23 protein-coding genes are annotated in these 19,783 nt (G+C 71.9%); 13 read left to right on the forward strand and 10 right to left on the reverse strand.

The genetic code is table 11. The annotated features are described in order from the left end of the window. Positions 1–90 precede the first annotated feature (90 nt). Together ACZ6C6_RS05820 and ACZ6C6_RS05825 are read left to right on the forward strand one after the other, a co-directional pair. Positions 91–1,104: a LacI family DNA-binding transcriptional regulator gene (locus ACZ6C6_RS05820; protein WP_469199478.1), complete on the forward strand. Its 1,014-nt coding sequence runs from the start codon at positions 91–93 to the stop codon at positions 1,102–1,104. Between the two features lie 115 nt (positions 1,105–1,219). Continuing rightward, a complete protein-coding gene (locus tag ACZ6C6_RS05825) occupies positions 1,220–2,299 on the forward strand; it encodes an aldose epimerase family protein (RefSeq protein WP_469199480.1) in 1,080 nt (359 codons plus the stop codon). A gap of 11 nt (positions 2,300–2,310) precedes the next feature. Here ACZ6C6_RS05825 and ACZ6C6_RS05830 read toward each other — a convergent pair whose 3' ends face one another. Next, positions 2,311–2,895 carry a YdeI/OmpD-associated family protein gene (locus ACZ6C6_RS05830; RefSeq protein WP_469199482.1) on the reverse strand — a complete coding sequence of 195 codons (585 nt, stop codon included), beginning with the start codon at positions 2,893–2,895 and terminating at the stop codon, positions 2,311–2,313. A gap of 149 nt (positions 2,896–3,044) precedes the next feature. Here ACZ6C6_RS05830 and ACZ6C6_RS05835 point away from each other — a divergent pair, with 149 nt between their 5' ends. After that, a complete protein-coding gene (locus ACZ6C6_RS05835; RefSeq protein WP_469199484.1) occupies positions 3,045–3,413 on the forward strand; it encodes an ArsR/SmtB family transcription factor in 369 nt (122 codons plus the stop codon). A 139-nt stretch (positions 3,414–3,552) separates the two neighbouring features. Here ACZ6C6_RS05835 and ACZ6C6_RS05840 read toward each other — a convergent pair whose 3' ends face one another. The 5 genes from ACZ6C6_RS05840 to ACZ6C6_RS05860 form a co-directional block, all read right to left on the reverse strand. After that, positions 3,553–3,732, reverse strand: coding sequence for a hypothetical protein (locus ACZ6C6_RS05840; RefSeq protein ID WP_051083973.1), 180 nt, complete (start codon positions 3,730–3,732; stop codon positions 3,553–3,555). A gap of 70 nt (positions 3,733–3,802) precedes the next feature. Continuing rightward, a complete protein-coding gene (locus tag ACZ6C6_RS05845) occupies positions 3,803–4,504 on the reverse strand; it encodes an HAD family hydrolase (RefSeq protein ID WP_469199486.1) in 702 nt (233 codons plus the stop codon). A gap of 71 nt (positions 4,505–4,575) precedes the next feature. After that, positions 4,576–5,265: a phosphatase PAP2 family protein gene (locus tag ACZ6C6_RS05850; RefSeq protein ID WP_469199488.1), complete on the reverse strand. Its 690-nt coding sequence runs from the start codon at positions 5,263–5,265 to the stop codon at positions 4,576–4,578. A 62-nt stretch (positions 5,266–5,327) separates the two neighbouring features. Then, entirely contained in the window at positions 5,328–6,263 is a 936-nt protein-coding gene (locus ACZ6C6_RS05855) for a M56 family metallopeptidase (RefSeq protein ID WP_469199490.1), read from the reverse strand. Between the two features lie 86 nt (positions 6,264–6,349). After that, a complete protein-coding gene (locus ACZ6C6_RS05860; RefSeq protein WP_469199492.1) occupies positions 6,350–6,934 on the reverse strand; it encodes a DUF5134 domain-containing protein in 585 nt (194 codons plus the stop codon). A 231-nt stretch (positions 6,935–7,165) separates the two neighbouring features. On the opposite strand from ACZ6C6_RS05860, the gene ACZ6C6_RS05865 reads away from it, so the two are divergent. Continuing rightward, the gene (locus ACZ6C6_RS05865) at positions 7,166–7,726 is read left to right on the forward strand and encodes a GNAT family N-acetyltransferase (protein ID WP_469199494.1); all 561 of its coding nucleotides are present in this window, start codon (positions 7,166–7,168) and stop codon (positions 7,724–7,726) included. A 60-nt stretch (positions 7,727–7,786) separates the two neighbouring features. Here the strand turns inward: ACZ6C6_RS05865 and ACZ6C6_RS05870 are convergent, their stop codons facing one another. Then, entirely contained in the window at positions 7,787–8,470 is a 684-nt protein-coding gene (locus tag ACZ6C6_RS05870) for a glycerophosphodiester phosphodiesterase (RefSeq protein WP_469199496.1), read from the reverse strand. 418 nt (positions 8,471–8,888) lie between these two features. On the opposite strand from ACZ6C6_RS05870, the gene ACZ6C6_RS05875 reads away from it, so the two are divergent. The 3 genes from ACZ6C6_RS05875 to ACZ6C6_RS05885 are packed head-to-tail and all read left to right on the forward strand — an operon-like array spanning position 8,889 to position 12,141. Beyond that, positions 8,889–10,286, forward strand: a complete 1,398-nt coding sequence (locus tag ACZ6C6_RS05875; protein ID WP_469199498.1) for a DUF6421 family protein — start codon at positions 8,889–8,891, stop codon at positions 10,284–10,286. Positions 10,287–10,312: 26 nt separating this feature from the next. Further along, positions 10,313–11,080: an SDR family NAD(P)-dependent oxidoreductase gene (locus tag ACZ6C6_RS05880; protein ID WP_469199500.1), complete on the forward strand. Its 768-nt coding sequence runs from the start codon at positions 10,313–10,315 to the stop codon at positions 11,078–11,080. Continuing rightward, entirely contained in the window at positions 11,059–12,141 is a 1,083-nt protein-coding gene (locus tag ACZ6C6_RS05885; protein ID WP_469199502.1) for a threonine aldolase family protein, read from the forward strand. Before ACZ6C6_RS05880 ends, ACZ6C6_RS05885 begins: the two co-directional genes overlap by 22 nt. A gap of 49 nt (positions 12,142–12,190) precedes the next feature. On the opposite strand, the gene ACZ6C6_RS05890 is transcribed toward ACZ6C6_RS05885, so the two are convergent. After that, the gene (locus ACZ6C6_RS05890) at positions 12,191–12,913 is read right to left on the reverse strand and encodes a lysophospholipid acyltransferase family protein (protein ID WP_365687674.1); all 723 of its coding nucleotides are present in this window, start codon (positions 12,911–12,913) and stop codon (positions 12,191–12,193) included. A gap of 219 nt (positions 12,914–13,132) precedes the next feature. On the opposite strand from ACZ6C6_RS05890, the gene ACZ6C6_RS05895 reads away from it, so the two are divergent. The 6 genes from ACZ6C6_RS05895 (at position 13,133) to ACZ6C6_RS05920 (ending at position 17,638) form a co-directional block, all read left to right on the forward strand. Beyond that, positions 13,133–13,459 carry a TlpA family protein disulfide reductase gene (locus ACZ6C6_RS05895; protein ID WP_469199504.1) on the forward strand — a complete coding sequence of 109 codons (327 nt, stop codon included), beginning with the start codon at positions 13,133–13,135 and terminating at the stop codon, positions 13,457–13,459. A 72-nt stretch (positions 13,460–13,531) separates the two neighbouring features. Next, positions 13,532–13,612, forward strand: coding sequence for a putative leader peptide (locus ACZ6C6_RS05900; RefSeq protein WP_376451235.1), 81 nt, complete (start codon positions 13,532–13,534; stop codon positions 13,610–13,612). A gap of 43 nt (positions 13,613–13,655) precedes the next feature. Next, positions 13,656–14,162, forward strand: a complete 507-nt coding sequence (locus ACZ6C6_RS05905; protein WP_469199506.1) for a flavin reductase family protein — start codon at positions 13,656–13,658, stop codon at positions 14,160–14,162. A gap of 201 nt (positions 14,163–14,363) precedes the next feature. Then, positions 14,364–15,149 carry an electron transfer flavoprotein subunit beta/FixA family protein gene (locus ACZ6C6_RS05910; protein ID WP_469199508.1) on the forward strand — a complete coding sequence of 262 codons (786 nt, stop codon included), beginning with the start codon at positions 14,364–14,366 and terminating at the stop codon, positions 15,147–15,149. Between the two features lie 57 nt (positions 15,150–15,206). Beyond that, entirely contained in the window at positions 15,207–16,169 is a 963-nt protein-coding gene (locus ACZ6C6_RS05915; RefSeq protein WP_469199510.1) for an electron transfer flavoprotein subunit alpha/FixB family protein, read from the forward strand. Between the two features lie 170 nt (positions 16,170–16,339). Further along, positions 16,340–17,638: a DUF6986 family protein gene (locus tag ACZ6C6_RS05920; RefSeq protein ID WP_469199512.1), complete on the forward strand. Its 1,299-nt coding sequence runs from the start codon at positions 16,340–16,342 to the stop codon at positions 17,636–17,638. 15 nt (positions 17,639–17,653) lie between these two features. Here ACZ6C6_RS05920 and ACZ6C6_RS05925 read toward each other — a convergent pair whose 3' ends face one another. Both ACZ6C6_RS05925 and ACZ6C6_RS05930 read right to left on the reverse strand, forming a co-directional pair. Next, positions 17,654–18,553, reverse strand: coding sequence for a hypothetical protein (locus tag ACZ6C6_RS05925; RefSeq protein ID WP_469199514.1), 900 nt, complete (start codon positions 18,551–18,553; stop codon positions 17,654–17,656). 56 nt (positions 18,554–18,609) lie between these two features. Further along, positions 18,610–19,638 (reverse strand): LacI family DNA-binding transcriptional regulator, encoded by a 1,029-nt coding sequence (locus tag ACZ6C6_RS05930; RefSeq protein ID WP_469199516.1) that lies wholly within the window; start codon positions 19,636–19,638, stop codon positions 18,610–18,612. Positions 19,639–19,783: the final 145 nt, after the last annotated feature.

Below are 19,783 nucleotides of genomic sequence, written 5' to 3' on the forward strand. Positions count from 1 at the left end.
GGCCCCGGCACCGTTCGAGCCGATCGAGCCGAACCGGCGGGAGCCGGGCCACCGCGCCTCACCGCGCGACAAGTCGATTCAGGGAGTGCCGTGGGCGTCAGCCTCAAGGACGTTGCACAACGGGCGGGCGTGTCCATCAAGACCGTGTCGAACGTGGTGAACAACTATCAGCACGTCACACCGAAGATGCGCGCCAAGGTGCAGCAGGCCATCGACGAGCTCGGCTACCGGCCGAACCTCACCGCCCGTCATCTGCGCAAGGGTCGCACCGGGATCATCGCGCTCGCCGTCCCCGAGTTCGGCAACCCGTACTTCGCGGAGCTGGCGGGCGCGGTGGTCGACGCCGCCGCCCGGCACGACTACACCGTGCTGGTCGACCACACCGCCGGGCTGCGCGAGAAGGAACTCCTCGTCAGCCAGGGCTTCCGGTCCCACGTCATCGACGGGCTCATCATGAGCCCGATCCACCTGGAGACCGAGGACCTGATGGCGCGCACCGATACCGCGCCCCTGGTCCTGCTCGGCGAGCGCGAGTACGAGGCCCCGTACGACCACATCGCCATCGACAACGTCGCCGCGGCGCGCGAGGCCGTACGCCACCTCATCGAGCTCGGCCACCGCCGGATCGCCTTCCTCGGCTCCCGGACCGGCCGCGAACGCCAGCCCGCCCACCTCCGGCTGCGCGGCTGGCGCGAGGAACTGGCCGACGCCGGAATCGAGCCCGACGAGGCGCTGGTCGTCGTCACCGACGGCTACGGCCGCGAGGACGGGGCCTCCGCCATGGCCGCGCTCCTCGACCGCGGCGAGCGGCCCGACGCCGTCTTCGCGTACAACGACCTCATCGCCATCGGCGCCATGCGCACCCTGACCGCGCGTGGCCTGCGCATCCCCGAGGACGTCGCCGTCGTCGGCTTCGACGACATCGAGGAGAGCCTCTACGGCGCGACCACGCTCACCACCGTGGCGCCCGACAAGGAGGCCATCGCCCGGCTCGCCGTCGACAGCCTGGTCGAGCGCCTGTCCGGCGAACCCGTGGCGGAGCCTAGGCGGCCCCGGCCCGGCTACCGGCTCGTCGTCCGCGAATCCACCGCTCCCCGGCCCTGATCGGCGCGACACCCCCTGGCCCGCCGGCCGGACTCCCCGCCACCCCGGGGAGTCCGCCGCCCACGGCCCGCCCGTCCGACCGCTCCGGCCTTCCGATCGCCCCCAAGGATCATTGATGCCTCGCCCCACCGTGCACAGCAAACCGTTCGGCGCCCACGGGTCCACGAACGTCGACGTCTGGACGCTCGACTCCGGCACCGGAGTCCGGGCCGAGATCCTCACCTACGGCGGCGTCCTGCACCGGCTCACCGTGCCCGACACCGCCGGCATTCCGGCCTCGGTCGTCCGCTCGCTGCCCGGCCTCGACCACTACACGGGCAAGAACCCCTTTTTCGGCGCCCTGGTCGGCCGTTACGCCAACCGCATCGCGTACGGCAGGTTCACCCTCGACGGCGCGGAGCACCAGGTCCCCGCCACCGACCGCGGCCATGCCCTGCACGGCGGGCCCGACGGCTTCCACACCCGGATCTGGTCGGCCGAACCCGGCACCACGGACGAGGCGGCCGTCCTGCGGCTCACGCTGCACAGCCCCGACGGCGACATGGGTTTCCCCGGCGCCCTGGACGTGACGGTGACGTACACCCTGGACGCGGCCGGCACCCTCGCGCTCGACTACGCGGCCACCACCGACCGCGCCACCGTCGTCAGCCTCACCAACCACGCGTACTTCGACCTGACCGCCCGGGGCGACATCCTCGGACACACCCTCCAGGTGGACGCGGGGCACTACCTCCCCGTGGACGAGGAGGGCATCCCGGAGGGTCCTGCCGCGCCCGTCGCGGGCACCCCCTTCGACCTGACCGGGCCGCAGACCCTCGCGGACCGGATCGCCCAGCCGCACGAACAGCTGCGCCGGGCGGGCGGGTTCGACCACTGCTGGGTCCTCGACGGCGCGGACGCACCGGCCGCTCCCCGCCGCGCCGCCCGCCTCACGGCGCCCGGCGGCGGGCGCGTCATGGAGGTGTGGACCACCGAACCGGGCATCCAGGTCTACACCGCCAACCAACTGGACGGCACCCTCGCCGACCCCGACGGCGGCCACCACGAGCGGCACAGCGCCGTCTGCCTGGAGACCCAGCACCTCCCCGACTCGCCCAACCGCCCCGACCACCCGTCCACGGTGCTGCGCCCCGGGGAGTGTCTCCGCAGCCGCACCGAATACCGCTTCCCGCACCTGGCGGCCCCGCCGGCGTGAGGGGGCGCCGCTCAGGCGACCTTGCGACCCGAGGCCATGGCGGCCACCGCCCTTCCCAGGCGCGCCGCCCTGACCTCGGGCGACGGGGCCGTCATCAGGCGCAGGAGCACCAGATAGCGGTCGGACCTGCCGAGCCCGTCGTAGAACCGCCGCGCCGCCCTGTCCGCCGCCAGCGCGTGCGCGAGGTCGGCGGGCATGGTCGCCAGGCTCTGCGAGGGGTACGCCGCCTCCCACCGCCCGTCCGCACGCGCTGCCTCGATCTCCGCGAGACCGGGCGGGCGCATCCGCCCGCAGGCGATGAGCGCCTCGGCCTTCTCCACGTTGACGAGCGACCAGACGCTGCGCGGCCGGCGGGGCGTGATGCGCTGGAGGTAGTACACCTCGTCACAGGACCTGCGCTGCCCGGTGATCCAGCCGTAGCAGAGGAGGACGTCGGTGTACGCGTCGACGGTCACCGACGGCACCCCGGAGCTCTGCTTGGCGATCTTCATCCAGAGCCCGGCGCGGTCGGCGTGGTGCCGCTCCAGCCAGGCTTCGAGATCCCCGGCGCTCGCGAAGGCCAGGGCACCGTCAAGGATCTCGGCCGTGCTCGTCATGACTGCGCCTCCCGTTCCAGGACCGGTCCTGTCGCCCGGCACAGTCCCACGCTACGTACCCTTCAGGACAGCTCCTGTCCTATACGGCCAACTACGATGAGCCTCGTAGTATGGGAGCCCCGGACGGAGCGACGATACGGAGAGCGACCGTGACCCCTGCCAGCACCGCCGACCCGGCAGCGGGCGCCCGCACCCTGCCCCACCCGGCCCGTGAGGAGATCCGGCTCGAAGCGGTCCTGCACGCCCTCTCGGACCCGGTGCGGCTGTGCGTCGTCCGCGAACTGGCCGCCGCCGAGTCCATGCTCACCTGCTCCTGCTTCGACCTGCCGGTCACCAAGTCCACCTCCACGCACCACTTCCGGGTGCTGCGTGAGAGCGGCATCGTGCGGCAGACCTACCGGGGCACCGCCAAGATGAACGGGCTGCGCCGGGACGACCTCGACGCGCTGTTCCCGGGGCTGCTCGACCGCGTCCTCGAAGCGGCGGCCGGCCAGGCGGCGCGCCTCCGCGAGGGCTGAGACGGGGATTCGTCACCCTGCGGACCGGGCGTATCGCGGACCGTAGTACTTCATTGACCGATCAGGCGGGACGGGACATGCTGTACCCCCGCCACGGACCGGTTCCGGCGACGCAGGGGATCGCCGGAACCGGGACGTCTCAGAATGCCGGCCGCTCGCCGCCCCCGGTCGCCGCGGCCCACTCGACCAGCAGACGCTGGTACTGCTCCTCGTCCTCCGGCGACAGGTGGCCGCCCGAACGCCGCCACAGGTCGCGAATGTCTTCATTCACCACTGCTGCGGGGCGTACGGAATCGGACGGGCACGGAGTCGGGGACATGTTCTCCAGGCTAAGGCCACGATGTGACAATCCGACCCATTGCGCGTCAGGGACATCTCTCACATGTGTCTCAGGCAACCTTCTCGGTGAGTCCGAGCTCCCGCAGCCCATCAGGCCGTTCATCCACCGGCAGATGGCGTACGAAACGCACCTCGCAGCCCAGCGCCGCGGCCCCGCCGTCGGCGTGCCGGTCGTCGCCGACCATCACCACATCCGTCGGATCCTGTCCGAGAAGTGTGCACGCGGTGCGGAAGAGGCGTGCGTCCGGCTTCTGGACGCCGTGCTCGAAGGAGAGGACGTACGCGTCCACGTAGCGGTCCAGGCCGTGCGCGCGGAAGACGGGGCGCAGATCCCAGCCGATGTTGCTGACGACCCCGACCCGGACCCCGGCCGCTCGCAGCCCGTCCAGCACCTCCGCCGCGTCCGGATAGGGGCGCCAGGCGTCCGGGCGCAGATGGCGGTCGTACAGCGCGTCGTAGAGGCCGGGGTCGGGCAGGGCGACCTGGCGGGCCAGGCCGGTGTACACCGCGCGGTGCAGCTCGGCGCTCTCGTCGCGGTGCGCCCAGCCGTCCGCCAGCTCCTCGGGCATCCGCTTCGGGTTGGGCCCGCCCGGCAGCGCACCGAACGCCTCCAGCTCCGTTGCGTACCGCTCGAACGCGGCCTCGTCCACGCGCACCCCCCGCTCGTCGAGGGTCGCGGCGAGCCAGGAACGGACCGGCTCGATCCGGAACAGCGTCCCGGAGAAGTCGAAGAGGGCACCCTTGATCGGCATGGCACCGATCCTCGCCGAACCGGCCGACCCCGGGCAAGGGTGCCTGTCCGGCGATGGCGGCGTTCTCCCGGTCAGGGCCTCCGGCGCGCGGCGGCGGCGCACCGGCGGTCGAAGCCCAGGATCGCGAAGGCGGTCAGCGCGGCCCCGAGGAGCCACCCGCCCAGCACGTCGGACGGCCAGTGCACGCCCAGGTACAGCCGGGTGAGCCCGACGCCGAGCACCGAGACGGCCGCCGCGCCCACCGCCGCACGCCACGGCCCGCGGCGCACCCCGGACCGGTGCAGCAGCCACAGCAGCAGCCCGCAGCTCACCGTCGCCGTCATCGCGTGCCCGGAGGGGTAGGCCGCGTAGTGGGCGGAGTCCACCGGGTCGGTCCACTGCGGCCGGTCCCGCCCGACGACGGCCTTGACGCCCTGCTGCACGAGCGCCGAGAACAGTGTCGTCGCCGCCACCCACGCCGCGAGCGATCGGGCTCCGCGCCACCACAGGACCACCACCGCGACGGCGATCAGGGCGCGGAACGTCCACGGGTCCCACAGCCAGTCCGTCAGCAGCCGGTTGACATGGACGAGGCCGGGCTCGGTCACCGCCCGCCGGTGCAGCGCCTCCGCGATCCGCGCGTCCAGGTCCATGAGCGGCTGCCAGCGGGCGGCGACCAGCGCCGTCACCGCACCGCCGAGCACCGCGCATACCGCGCCCGCCCGCGAGAGGCGCGAAACAGTGCGGACCCGGCCGACGGGGGAGAGCAGCGGAATGTGCATGGCACGATCCTCGCCGACCGGCAGCCCCTCAGGCCATTCCAGCGCGCCCGAAGAGCCCGTTCCTACTTCAGCGCGCTGAGCCCCGGGACGAACGCCACCAGCAGCGGGACGACGGGCACCAGGGCCGCCGCCGCGGTCAGCCGCAGCCGTCGTCCGGCCGTGAGCCTGCCCGCCGGGGCCAGCAGCCGGTTCACCCGCAGCGGCAGTTCCGCGTCCACGGCCGAGGACGGGCCGAACACGCCCCGGTCCTCGTTGAGTTCGACCAGGGCGAGGGCGATGGTCAGCCGGCCGAACCGGCGTGAGGCCACATCGTCGGCCGCCAGCTCGACCAGCCGGTGCATCTCGTTGCGGAAGGCCGCGAAGACCGGCACCTGCGGGAAGCCGGTGGCCAGCGCCTCCGAGCAGTTGAGCAGCCAGTCGTGCCGGGCCTGCGCGTGGCCCTGCTCATGGGCCAGGACCGCGTCGAGCTGGCGTCCCTTCAGCCGCCCCAGCGCGGCGGTGGTGATGACGAGTTGGGGCGCGGACCCCGGCAGCCACCAGGCATCCGGCCGCTCACCCTCCAGCACGACAAGACGCCCGGCCCCCGGCTCCTCGCCGGGCATCAGCGGGGCGCGCACCAGGAGTTCGGTCCGCCGCCGCTTGCGCCGCAGATGCGCCCGGTGGATCTCGCGGGCCAGCATGGCGGCCGTCCACACCCCGCCCAGGGCCAGCAGCACCGCCATCACGGCCGACCAGGCCCCGTGGCCCGCGAGCGCATACGCCTCCACGACGGCGTGCGGCGCGGGTGCGAAGACATGGCCGCGTACCGCCTGCCAGGCGGCGGCCGCGCTGAACGTCATGGAGAGGGCGAACGAGAGCAGCACCGCGGCCACCACGCACTGCCACACCCACAGCGCCACCACCGGCTCGCGCTCGGGCCACTCGGCCCGCGCCATCAGGCGCGGGGTCACGACGGCGGCCAGTGCACCGAGCAGCAGCAGCGCTAGGGAGACCCACATGGCGTCAGCCTATGAGGGCCGTGCCACACACGGGTATGGCTCCGCACGCCAAGTGACGCACACCACGAAAGGCGGGCCTTCCCGTCTCACAGGGTGAGCAGCATCGCGAACATGGCTATGCCCATGGTGAGCCGGCACGCCAGCGCCAGCTCGGGGCGCGCCCCCCAGCCCCCCGGCGAGGGTCCGCCGCCGGTGGCCACCGGGACCAGCCGGGCGCCCGAGCGCAGCACGTACACCGCGTAGTAGACGAGGAGCAGCCCCGTGAGCAGGGGTATGCCGCCCGCGCCGGCCATGCTGTGGGCCCCCGTGACGTGCGAGCCGTGACCGCCACCGTGACCGCCCGCCCCGGCCCGGGCCATCACCACCGCCATGTAGACCATCGCGGCGGAGCCGACCAGATGGTGCAGATGGTGTCCGCTGCGCCGGGAGAACCACAGCGCCCGCACCGCCGCGACCCCGAAGAACACCGCGTAGACCCCCCACCCCCACGCGGGCGGGGCGACGGCGGCCGCCGGGATCGCCATCGCGGCCATGCCGAAGCCCATCAGCGCCTCGGCCCGCGCGGCTCTGCGCTCCTCCGCGCTCCCCGTACGAGTGCGCAGCAGGCAGTACGAGCCCGTCACCGCGCACAACGCCATCAGCAGCCATCCGGACGTCGCCGGTCCGTGCACAGCGGCCCTCCCCCCGGGCGAACGACATCGCCGTCGACCAGTAGATGCCCGTGCCCGGACACCCGTACGCGGCGCACAGAGGTGCAGGGGGAGCGCGCGACGGGAGTGTTTCCGCAAGGCGCCCCGTATGCGCCCCCGCGCGCCCCGTCAGGCCGCCGGGAGCTCCGGCGCCGCCCTCGGAGTTACGCTGCTCCGGCATCGCCCCCGCACAGAATCCGGAGAGACCCCGCCATGGACACCGCACCGCCCCGGGACACGGCAGCGCTGACGTTCCGCGACGCCGCCGAAGCGGACATCCCCGCACTCGTCGAGCTGATCGAGTCGGCGTACCGGGGCGACAGCAGCCGCGCCGGCTGGACCACCGAGGCGGACATCCTCCAGGGGCAGCGCACCGACCCGGAGGGCGTGCGCGCGGTGATCGAGAGCCCGGGCGGCCGGCTGCTCGTGGTGGAGCGCGACGGCGCGCCCATCGCCTGCTGTCAGCTGGAGCACCGCGGCGAGGCCGCGTACTTCGGCATGTTCGCGGTCCGTCCCGCGCTCCAGGGCGCCGGCCTCGGCAAGGTGATCATCGCCGAGGCCGAGCGCACCGTCCGGGAGAGCTGGGGCGTGCGGGAGATGCACATGACCGTGATCTCCGTCCGCGAGGAGCTCATCTCCTGGTACGAGCGCCGAGGCTACCGCCGGACGGGCAAACTGTCCCCGTTCCCGTACGGCGACGAGCGCTTCGGCATCCCCCAGCGCGACGACCTGGCCTTCGAGCTGCTGGTCAAGGAGCTGGCAGACACCCCCTAGGGCGTGTTTCGGAGGTAGCGCCGTCCGCCCGCCGGACAGGCGGGACTCTCGGAACATCCCCTAGGGCCGGGCGCCGCCCCCGCGCTGGATGTCGGGGTGGTCGGTGGTCACGCCGTCGAGCCCCAGCCCTTCGGCCAGCCGCAGCTGCTTCTGGGTGTTGACCGTCCAGCCGAAGACCGTCAGCCCGTCGGCGTGTGCCTTCTCGACCAGCTCCAGCGTGATGCGCCGGATGTTGAGGATCAGCCGGGTCGCGCCCACCGCCTTCGCGCGGTCCAGCAGGTCCCCGCCCCAGCGGCTGGCCACCAGCGCCGTCCGGACGCCCGGGACCAGCTGCGCGATCTCGGCGATCGCCTCGTCGTGGAACGAGATCACCTCGACGCGCTCCACCAGGTCGCGTTCGTGCATGACCCGGGCCAGGGTGCGGGCCGCGGCCACGTCCTTGATCTCCGCCTGGAGCGGGGACCGCACGGCCTCCAGGACCTCCTCGAAGACGGGCACCCGCTCGCCGAGGCCCGCGTCGAGGGCGCGCAGCTCGTCGAGCGTCTTCTCCGCGATCGGACCCTCTCCGTCGGTGGTCCGGTCCACCTCCGCGTCGTGCATGACGGCCAGTGCGCCGTCCTTGCTCAGATGCAGGTCCAGCTCGATGAGGTCCACGCCCTCCTTCTCGGCGCGGACGAACGAGCGCAGGGTGTTCTCCGGCTCGAAGCCCGGCGCTCCGCGATGACCGATCGTGAGAAAAGACAAGGCCCGCTCGCTTCCGTCGACGCTCTGTTCCCCCGGCAGCCTAGGGCCTGTCCGGCGGATCTTCGTGGGCCCACGACGCCTGGCACGCACTCTCGCCGCACGCCCGAATCATCCGAGTACATCCAGTACGAGGACGATCCGGGCGCACGTCGAGAGCACGCACCAGACGCCGCGGGCTGATCCACGAAGATCCGCCGGGCAGGCCCTGGTGGCCCCGGAGCGCCGTACGAGGAAGGGGCGGGCCCGGCTTCGCAGCGTCTCGCGAAACCCCCGAAGAAGCCGCCACAGCGGCGTATCACAGGAAAAATGACGGTGACCATGGGGGGTCGGCAGGATAATTTCCACAATCCCACTTGTCCCGGGGACGCGCACGCGGATACGGTGGACAGACGCGAGGTTCTCCCGTGGAGGAAGTGTGATGACGGAAATTCTTGTGCACGATGCCGCGTCCGGCGACATAGCTGCCGCCCCCCGGGTGATCGAGCACCCGGCCTGGCCCGCGCTCAAGAACGCCGTGGAGGAGATCCGCCCCTGGCAGTCGAAGGACGGTTCCATCGACTTCGACGCCGAGGGCGCGCCGGCCCCGGCGCTCGCCGAGGCCGCCGTGGAGCGGGTGATCGGCGCCGTCGAGGAGCTGTCCCCGCTGCTGCCGCACGACGCCGCGTACCACCGCGCCCTCGTGAAGGACCTGCGCGGCTGGGTCGGCGGCGGTTTCGACGTCCCCGACTTCCTGGACTCGCTGCTGGCCTTCCAGCCGGCCAAGGGGCGTGCCGACGGCCTCCAGCACCTGGTCGTCTTCGCCATGTACACCCAGAACGGCAACCCCGACCGCAATCTCGAAGCGGTCGTGCTGCGCATGGTCTGGCCCGACTGGCTCGCGGAGCTGGAGGCCAGCCGCTACGACAACCCGCTGTTCTGCGGCATCACCTTCGAGGACTTCACCTCCGGCTACGACACCAACTCCGCGGTGCTCTTCCCGGAGACCATCGCCGTCCGCGAGGCCCCCGAGCGCTTCAGCTGGGGCGGCATCTTCTGCGACCGGGAGGCCGCCCGCTTCCGCCGCGTCACCGAGGCGGCCGTCGACCTCCTCGGCGTCGAACTGCCCGACGACATCCGCGCGATGATCGGCGACCAGCAGCGCTGCGAGCAGGCGTTCGTCCTCTGGGACATGGTCCACGACCGCACCCACAGCCACGGCGACCTGCCGTTCGACCCCTTCATGATCAAGCAGCGCCAGCCGTTCTGGATGTACGGCCTGGAGGAGCTGCGCTGCGACCTCACCGCCTTCAAGGAAGCCGTGAAGCTGGAGGCCGAGGGCAACCCGCACGGCCGCGACGTGCAGTACGCCGTCCTCTTCGACCGGATGTTCCGCTTCCCCGTCACCGGCGAGCGGGTCCGCAACTACGACGGCCTCGGTGGCCAGCTGCTCTTCGCGTACCTGCACAAGCACGACGTCGTCCGCTGGACCGACAACACGCTCCGGATCGACTGGGAGCGGGCCCCGCGGGTCACCAACCAGCTCTGCGCCGAGATCGAGAAGCTGTACCGGGACGGCATCGACCGGCCCAAGCTGGTCCACTGGTTCGCCGCGTACGACCTCGTCTCCACCTACCTCGCCCCGCACCCCGGCTCCCGCTGGGCCAAGGGCCCCGATGCCCTGGACCTCTCCCAGCCGCCCCGGAAACTCGTGGACGACGTGCTTCCCGACGAGTTTCCCCTGAGCATGTTCTATGAGGCCCTCTCCAAGAAGCTGAAGAGTGTGATCGCCTCGGCCAAGGGCATCACCGGCTCGGACGCGGGGAAGGCTGCCGCGTGAGCACAGGTCCCAAGGAGGCGGAGGCCATGAACGGAACAAGCACGGGCGACGCGAGCGGCGCGCTCGAAGGGGCCGTGGTCGCCGTCGCGGGAGCGGCCGGACCGGCCGGCCGGGCCACGCTGCTGCGCCTCGCCGAGGCGGGCGCGGTCGTCGTCGCGTCGGACTCCCACCCCACCCGGCTCGCCGAAGCCGTCGACGCGGCGCGCTACGCCCACGGCGGCGCGACCGTCACGGGTGACACCGTCGACCTGCTCGACCTCGGCGCCACCAGGGAATGGGCCGCCAAGACGGAGAAGGAGTTCGGCCGTATCGACGGCGTCGTCCACCTCGTCGGTGGCTGGCGCGGCAGCGCGAACTTCACCGACACCGATCCCGCCGACTGGACGCTGCTGGAGAAGCTGCTGATCCGCACGGTGCAGAACACCTCGCTGGCCTTCCACGACTGCCTGCTGCGCAGCGACCGGGGGCGCTTCCTGCTGACCAGCGCGGCCGGCGCCAGCAAGCCCACCGCGGGCAACGCCGCCTACGCCGCGGCCAAGGCGGCCGCCGAGGCATGGACGCTCGCCCTCGCCGACTCCTTCCGCAAGGCGGGGGGCGAGGACGGCCCCCGCAGCGCGGCTGCGATCCTGGTCGTGAAGGCACTGGTGCACGACGCGATGCGCGCCGAGCGCCCGAATGCGAAGTTCGCGGGCTTCACTGACGTCAAGGAACTGGCCGATGCCATCGCCGGCGTCTGGGACCGGCCCGCCCCGGAAGTGAACGGAAAGCGCCTGTGGCTGACCCCGCAACCGTAAGGACCGACGCGCGTCGCCATCACGACCCGCAGGTCCGCGGTTTCGCCAGTGACAACTACGCGGGAACGCACCCCGAGATCCTCGCGGCACTCGCCCTCGCCAACGGCGGCCACCAGGTCGCCTACGGCGAGGACGACTACACGGGCCATCTCCAGCGCGTCATGCACAGCCACTTCGGCCCCACCGCCGAGGCGTTCCCGGTCTTCAACGGGACCGGTGCGAACGTGGTGTCGCTCCAGGCCATGACCGACCGCTGGGGCGCCGTCATCTGCGCCGAGTCTGCGCACATCAACGTGGACGAGGGCGGGGCGCCCGAGCGGGTGGGCGGCCTCAAGCTGCTCACCGTCCCCACCGAGGACGGCAAGCTCACCCCGGAGCTCATCGACCGGCAGGCGTACGGCTGGGACGACGAACACCGCGCCATGCCCCAGGTCGTCTCGATCACCCAGAACACCGAACTGGGCACCGTCTACACACCCGACGAGATCCGCGCCATCTGCGAACACGCCCACGGGCACGGCATGACGGTGCACCTCGACGGAGCCCGCATAGCCAACGCGTCGGCGTCCCTGGACGTGCCCATGCGTACGTTCACCAACGCCGTCGGCGTCGACGTCCTGTCCTTCGGCGGCACGAAGAACGGGGCCATCTTCGGCGAGGCCGTCGTCGTCCTGAACCCCGACGCCGTCCGGGCCATGAAGCACCTGCGCAAGCTGTCGATGCAGCTCGCGTCCAAGATGCGCTTCGTCTCCGTGCAGCTGGAGGCGCTGCTCGCGGGCGACCTGTGGCTGCGCAACGCCCGGCACGCCAACGCGATGGCCCAGCGTCTCGCCGAGGGCGTGCGCGGGATCGGCGGCGTGGAGATCCTGCACCCCGTCCAGGCCAACGCCGTCTTCGCGCGGCTGCCGCACGCGGTGACCGAGCGGCTCCAGAAGCGCTTCCGCTTCTACTTCTGGGACGAGCAGGCCGGGGACGTGCGCTGGATGTGCGCCTTCGACACCACGGAGGAGGACGTCGACGCGTTCCTCCTCGCGCTCAAGGAGGAAATGGCCGCCGCCTAGGCCCTGCCTTCGCCGGGGCGCGGACCTGTCCGCGCCCCGGCGACACGTTTCAGCCGCGCTCGCGGACCTCGGCCGCCGTCGGAGCCGTACCGCCCAGGTGCGCGGGCACCCACCACGTGTCACTCGCGTCCTTCGGCCGGACCGGATAGGCCCGCTGGGCGGCTTCGAGCAGCTCCTGCACCCGCTCGCGCAGCCGCCGCGTGATGGCGCCCGCGTACTGGTCGGTGGGGGCCTCCACGGGCTCGCCGACGCGGATCGTGATCGGCGTGTGGTTGCGCTTGAAGCTGCGCGGCCGGCCCTTGGTCCAGAGCCGCTGCGTGCCCCACAGCGCCATCGGGATCAGCGGCACCCCCGCCTCCTGCGCCAGGCGCGCGGCACCCGACTTGAAGCTCTTGAGCGTGAACGACTCCGAGATCGTCGCCTCGGGGAACACACCCACGATCTCACCGGACCGCAGCGACTCCAGCGCGTGCGCGTACGCGTCCTCGCCCTGCTTGCGGTCGACGGGAATGTGCTTCATGCCGCGCATCAGCGGCCCGGAGACCTTGTGCCGGAATACCGATTCCTTGGCCATGAAACGCACCAGCCGCTTCTGCGGGAGCGCGGCGAGTCCGCTGAAGATGAAGTCCAGATAACTGATGTGGTTGCTGACCAGAACAGCGCCACCGGTCTTCGGGATGTGCTCCGAACCCTGCGTGTCGATCTTCAGGTCGAGCGCCTTGAAAAACGTGCGAGCGGCGCCGATGACCGGCCGATAGACGAGTTCTGCCATCTGGGGAAGACCCTTTCTTCAGCGCCCGCGGAGGTTCTCCCGGCGGAAGTTACGCAGCCGTAGGTTTTCGGCATTGCGCCGATCGTGCCCCATGCGGTGACGCGGTGGCCAGTCCCGGCGCCGCCGGGGTGCGAGATTCTTGTCACGTAGGGCGGCCGGGAATGCCGGCGGCACCGCGGATGCTGACCCCTTGCGTAGAGCTCTGACGGGAGGCCGAAGGTGAACGGGCAGGCAGGCGCCGAGACGCTGGACGCGGCACGACTCGGCGCGGAACTGGGGGAGCGGGCCACGCTCGTCCAGTTCTCGACCGCCTTCTGCCAGCCGTGCCGGGCCACCCGCCGCACCCTCGCGGAGGTGGCCGGAATGGTCGAGGGGGTCGTGCATGTGGAGATCGACGCGGAGGCGCGTCTCGCGCTCGTACGCGAGCTCGGTATCAGCCGGACCCCGACCGTCCTGGTACTCGACGCCGGGGGCCGGATCGTCCGCCGCGCCGAGGGGCAGCCCCGCACCGTCGACGTCGTCGCCGCTCTCGGCCGCGCGATATGACGGAGCGTGATGCTTCTCCCACCTGCCGGGACGCCCTTGACTGCACCGACCGTGCATCGTCAGTCTGACGTTATGCCGTCAGATCCCCTTCTCCATGGCCGGGCGTACATCGACCTCGCCCGTACCGCCGGCGCGTGCTGTCCGGGTGCCTGAGCATCCGCCGCCCCGTATTTCCGACGCGCAGAAGGACATCTTCATGACGGCATCACCCGGGCTCGGCAAGACGCGCACGGCATCCCCGGACCTCCTGCGCTCCGTGTTCCGCCAGCATGCCGCCGGAGTCGCCGTGATCACCGCCGCCGGGGAGCGCCCGGTCGGCTTCACCGCCACCTCGCTCAACTCCGTGGCCGCCGAGCCGCCCCTCGTCTCCTTCGGCGTCGGCACCTCGTCCTCCAGCTGGCCGGTGCTGGCCGAGGCCGAGCACGTCGGCGTGCACATACTCGGCGAACACCAGCGGGAGCTGGCCGCCACCTTCGCCCGGAGCGGTGCCGACCGGTTCGGCCCGTCCACCTTTTGGCGCAGCGGGCCGGAGGGTGTTCCGCTGCTGGACGACGTGCTGGCATGGCTGGTCTGCCGCGTCGTGGCCCGGGTCCCGGCGGGCGACCACCGCATCGTGATCGCGCAGGTGGTCGAGGGCGATCCGGTCGGCGGAGGCCGGCCGCTCGTCTATCACCAGGGCCGGTTCACGGCACTGCGGGACTGACGCGACACCCGGGGTTCACGGGCGGATCGCGTTGGGCAGATCACAGTGCAAAGCGCTTGCTCATTGGGCGGACGCTGGGTGTACTGGCGAGTAATATGACGGTCGGAGCGTCGGTCGCCCCGACCGGAAAACGCCCCATCAGGCGCCTATGCTGCGTGCAACAAGGCAGCCCGGAAATGACGATGCAGTAGGAGAGCCGGCGTGAGCTTGAGGATCGTTGTCTGTGTGAAGTACGTGCCCGACGCGACCGGTGACCGGCATTTCGCCGATGACCTGACGTTGGACCGTGAGGATGTCGACGGTCTGCTGTCGGAGCTGGACGAGTACGCGGTCGAGCAGGCGTTGCAGATCGCGGAGGCGGCCGATGACGCGGAGGTCACCGTGTTGACGGTGGGTCCGGAGGATGCCAAGGACGCGTTGCGCAAGGCGTTGTCGATGGGTGCGGACAAGGCGGTTCACGTCGAGGACGACGATCTGCACGGTACGGACGCGCTGGGCACGTCGTTGGTGCTGGCGAAGGCGGTCGAGGAGACCGGGTACGACCTGGTGATCTCGGGGATGGCGTCGACGGACGGGACGATGGGTGTGGTCCCGGCGCTGCTCGCGGAGCGGCTGGGTGTGCCGCAGGTGACGCTGCTTTCGCAGGTGTCCGTCGAGGGCGGTGTGGTGCGTGGGCGTCGTGACGGGGACAGTGCGTCGGAGGAGCTGGAGGCGTCGCTTCCGGCGGTGGTGTCGGTGACCGACCAGTCCGGTGAGGCCCGCTACCCGTCGTTCAAGGGGATCATGGCGGCGAAGAAGAAGCCGGTGAAGTCCCTGGACCTGGACGACCTGGGCATCGACGCGGACGAGGTGGGTCTGGCGGGTGCGTGGACCGCGGTCGACTCCGCGACGGAGCGTCCGGCCCGTACCGCGGGCACGATCGTGAAGGACGAGGGCGAGGGCGGCAAGCAGCTGGCCGAGTTCCTGGCCGGCCAGAAGTTCATCTGAGCCCCGGCGTTCCCTCCCACCCCCGCCTACCTCGCACACGCAGGAGATTGAAGTCCCATGGCTGAAGTTCTCGTCTATGTCGACCACGTGGACGGTGCCGTCCGCAAGCCCACCCTGGAGCTGCTGACGCTCGCCCGCCGCATCGGCGAGCCCGTCGCCGTCGCCCTGGGCAACGGCGCCGCGGACACCGCCGGTGTGCTCGCCGAGCACGGTGCGGTCAAGGTGCTGACCGCCGACGCCCCCGAGTTCGCCGACTACCTGGTCGTACCGAAGGTGGACGCGCTCCAGGCCGCCTTCGACGCCGTGTCCCCGGCCGCCGTACTGCTGTCCTCCTCCGCGGAGGCCAAGGAGATCGCGGCCCGCCTCGCGGTCCGCATCGGCTCCGGCATCATCACCGACGCCGTCGACCTGGAAGCCGGTGACCAGGGTCCGGTCGCGACGCAGTCCGCGTTCGCCGCCTCGTACACCACCAAGTCCCGTGTTTCCAAGGGCGTTCCGGTCATCACGGTCAAGCCGAACTCGGCCCCGGTCGAGCCGGCCGCGGCCGCCGGGACCGTCGAGACCCTCGCGGTCTCCTTCTCGGCGCAGGCCACCGGTACGAAGGTGCTGTCGCGTACGCCGCGTGAGTCGACGGGCCGCCCGGAGCTGACGGAGGCCGCGATCGTGGTCTCCGGTGGCCGTGGCGTCAACGGTGCGGAGAACTTCGCCGTCATCGAGGCCCTCGCCGACTCGCTGGGTGCCGCGGTGGGCGCGTCGCGTGCGGCGGTGGACGCCGGCTGGTACCCGCACACCAACCAGGTCGGCCAGACCGGCAAGTCCGTCTCCCCGCAGCTCTACATCGCCTCGGGCATCTCCGGCGCGATCCAGCACCGGGCCGGGATGCAGACCTCGAAGACGATCGTCGCCGTCAACAAGGACGCCGAGGCCCCGATCTTCGACCTCGTGGACTACGGAGTCGTCGGCGACCTCTTCGACGTCGTCCCCCAGCTCACCGAGGAGATCAACACCCGCAAGGGCTGATCGCCGGACGGTTCGTACGAGCAACGGCCCGGGGCCGCACGGTGCACGCACCGTGCGGCCCCGTGGCGTTCCCGGACACCGTTGACTCGGATGCGAGCGCCTTATAACTTCACTATACGGATTGTTGTTTCCGGGAAGCGGAAATGGCTGGAGTGTGGAGGGTGCGGACGATGGGTCAGCAGGAGAAGGTGGCGACGAGCCTCGCCGGTGCGGTCAGCGACGGGATCAGCGCGTCCCTCGCCCCGGTGGACGCCGAACTCGCCCGCCGCTACCCGGGCGACCCCGGCACCCGCCAGCCCGTGCACACGGTCTACGTACCGGGCGACACCTTCACGGCCGGCACCCTGCGCACCTGGGGCGACGAGGCGCTGAAGGCGCTCGACGAGCACGCCCCCGACGCGGCGGCCCTCGCCGGAGTGCTCGGCATCCCGGACGAGCTGGCCGGGCCCGTCCACGACCGGGTCCGGGCCAAGCTGGAGCGCGAGCCGGTCGAGGACCTGAGGATCGACTTCGAGGACGGCTACGGACCCCGTTCCGACGCCGAGGAGGACGAGGCGGCGGCCCGCGCGGCCCGGCTCGTCTCGGAGGCGTACGCCGACGGCACCGCCGCCCCGTACATGGGCATCCGGATGAAGTGCATGGAAGCCGCCGTCCGCGACCGGGGCATCCGCACCACGGACGTCTTCCTGACCGGCCTCATGCGGGCGGGCGGGCTCCCCGACGGGCTCGTCCTCACCCTGCCGAAGGTGACGTACCCCGAGCAGGTCGCCGCCTTCGTCCAGCTCCTCGAAGCCTTCGAGCGGGCGCACGGGCTGCCCGAGGGGCGCATCGGCTTCGAGATCCAGATCGAGACCAGCCAGTCCATCCTGGCCGCCGACGGCACCGCCGCCGTGGCCCGCATGATCGACGCGGCACGGGGGCGGGCGACCGGGCTGCACTACGGCACGTTCGACTACAGCGCCTGCGTCGGCGTCAGCGCCGCGTACCAGGCGAGCGACCACCCGGCCGCCGACCACGCCAAGGCCGTCATGCAGGTCGCCGCCGCGGGCACCGGCGTACGTGTCTCCGACGGCTCGACCAACGTCCTGCCCGTCGGCCCCACCCCGCAGGTCCACGAGGCATGGCGGCTGCACTACGGCCTCACACGGCGCGCCCTGGCCCGCGCCTACTACCAGGGCTGGGACATGCACCCGGGTCACCTGCCGACCCGCTACGCGGCCGTCTACACGTTCTACCGCGAGGGCCTGGAGCAGGCCGCCGCCCGGCTGGCCGCGTACGTCTCCAAGGCCGGCGGCGACGTGATGGACGAACCGGCCACCGCCAAGGCGCTCAGCGGCTACCTGCTGCGCGGCATCGACTGCGGAGCCCTGGACACCGGCGAGGTGGCGAAGCTGACCGGACTGACCCGCGCCGACCTCGACGCCTTCGCCTCGCCCCGGCGCGGCACCCTGACGGTCACGGCGCCGTAGCGGCCGGACGGGGCGTCAGGCGGGGACCCCGTCGCCTGCGGCGCTCATCGGCGGCTCGGGGGCGGGCGCCGACGCGCCCCGCTCCGGGACGAGGGACTCCAGGCCGGAGCGCATGGTGCGTCCCTCGTCCCGGAGCAGACGCGTGCCCCTCTCGCAGAGCCGGGCGTCGCCGAGCGCGCGGGCGCTGAACTCCTCCGGAGTGCCGCCGAACCACTCGCGCAGCAGCTTCGACCGGGCGACCAGTTCCGTGAGCACCTGCCGCTCCCCGGGATGGGCCCAGGGTGCGCCTGTGCCGTCGGCGAGCACGCCCAGGCGGTGGACATACGCGTGGACGCCGTTCAGGAGCTCACCGGACGGCATCTCCACGGGGAAGCGGTCGGCCGGCAGGAAGACCCGGTCGTACGCGCCCTCCGGGAGGAAGACGCCCTCGCTGTGATCGACGTGTTCCAGCTGGGCCGCGTCCAGCCACGTGACGAACAGGTCACGGGTCCGTCCCGGCGCGTGGAACGGCGACGCCGAGACGTAGCCGAGCGGGCTCACATGGGCGGAGACGCCGGACTCGATGCCTGTCACGCGCGCCATGACCATCGGGATCACCGCGGAGAGGCCCCGTTCCGCCATCTTGTACCGGAGCTGCCCCGGGCAGGCATTGGAGCCGATCGCCAGCACCGGGGTTCGCTCGTCGACCGGCGGCGCACCCGTGCCGGCGAGCACCTCGGCGAGCGGCACCCCGCTCCCCGGCACGTCGCACTCCACCGGCCACCGCTCCAGGCCCGTGTCCGGTTCCGGCGACAGCCGCAGATAGGTGTCCCCGAGCAGCAGGCCCGACTCGGTGGGCCATGCCCCCGGGTAGGTCAGCGGATGCTCGCGCGGTGCCGTGGCGAGACCGAGAGCCTCCAGTGTGCGTTCCCTCATCCGAATTCCGGACCTTCCCCGAGCGGCCGCATGGCGCGTCAGGGTACCAACTCCGTTCAGGCCGGAGGGATTTCGCCGGAACCACGGGCGATCAGCCGGGTCGGGAGCTCCACGCGCGCCGGGGGGTGGCCGGCCCCGTCCAGGCGCCGGAAGAGGTGCTCGGCGGCGGTGCGGCCCACCGCCGCCGCGTCCTGGGAGATGACGGTGATGCCGAGCAGGTCCGCCAGCTCGATGTCGTCGAAGCCGACCAGGGCGACCGGCCGCTCCCGGTCCGCGAGGACGCGCACCGCCGTCACCGTCACCCGGTTGTTGCCGGAGAACAGCGCCGTCACCGGCTCCGGACCCGAGAGCATCGCCTCGGCGGCGGCGCGGACGCGGCCGGGGTCCGTGGAGCCCAGCGAGACCCAGGAGTCCTGGACGGTCGTCCCCGCCTCCGCCATCGCCGCGTGGTAGCCGCGCAGACGCTCGGTCGCGGTGTGGATGCGCGGCTGGTCGCCGATGAAGCCGATCCGGCGGTGGCCGTGCGCGATCAGATGGGCGACGCCCTCCCGCGCCCCGCCGAAGCTGTCCGAGAGCACCATGTCCGCCTGGATCTGCCCGGCCGGGCGGTCCACGAAGACGGTTGCGACCCCGGCCTTGATCTCCGGCTCCAGATAGCGGTGGTCGTCGGCTGCCGGGATCACGATCAGTCCGTCGACCCGGCGCGCGCACAGGGCGAGGACCAGCTCCTGCTCGCGCTCCGGGTCCTCGGCGCTGGAGCCGTTGATGAGCAGCGCGCCGTGTGCGCGGGCCACTTCCTCGATCGCGCGGCTCAGCGGTCCGTAGAAGGGGTCGGCCAGATCCTCCAGGACCAGGCCGATGGAGGCGGTCCGGCCCTTGCGCAGCACCCGCGCGCTGTCGTTGCGGCGGAAGCCCAGCGCCTCGATGGCCTCCTGTACGCGGCGCTCGGTGTCCGGGGTGACCCCGGGCTCGCTGTTGACCACGCGCGAAACCGTCTTCAGGCCCACCCCGGCCCGGGCGGCCACGTCCTTCATGGTCGGCCGGTTGCCGTAACGGGGCTCGGGATGACGGGCGGTCTCGGCCACGGTGCGCTGTCCTGTCGTCGGTCGGCTGTCCCGGCGGGCCACGGCGGGCTGCCGTGGGGGTCCCGGAGGGTGTGGCGTCGAGCATAGGCCCTGGACAACGTTGTCAAGGGAATGGAGACTGGGCAGACTGTGCACCTGAGCCGCA

It is taken from the genome of Streptomyces sp. NPDC041814, assembly GCF_055590565.1.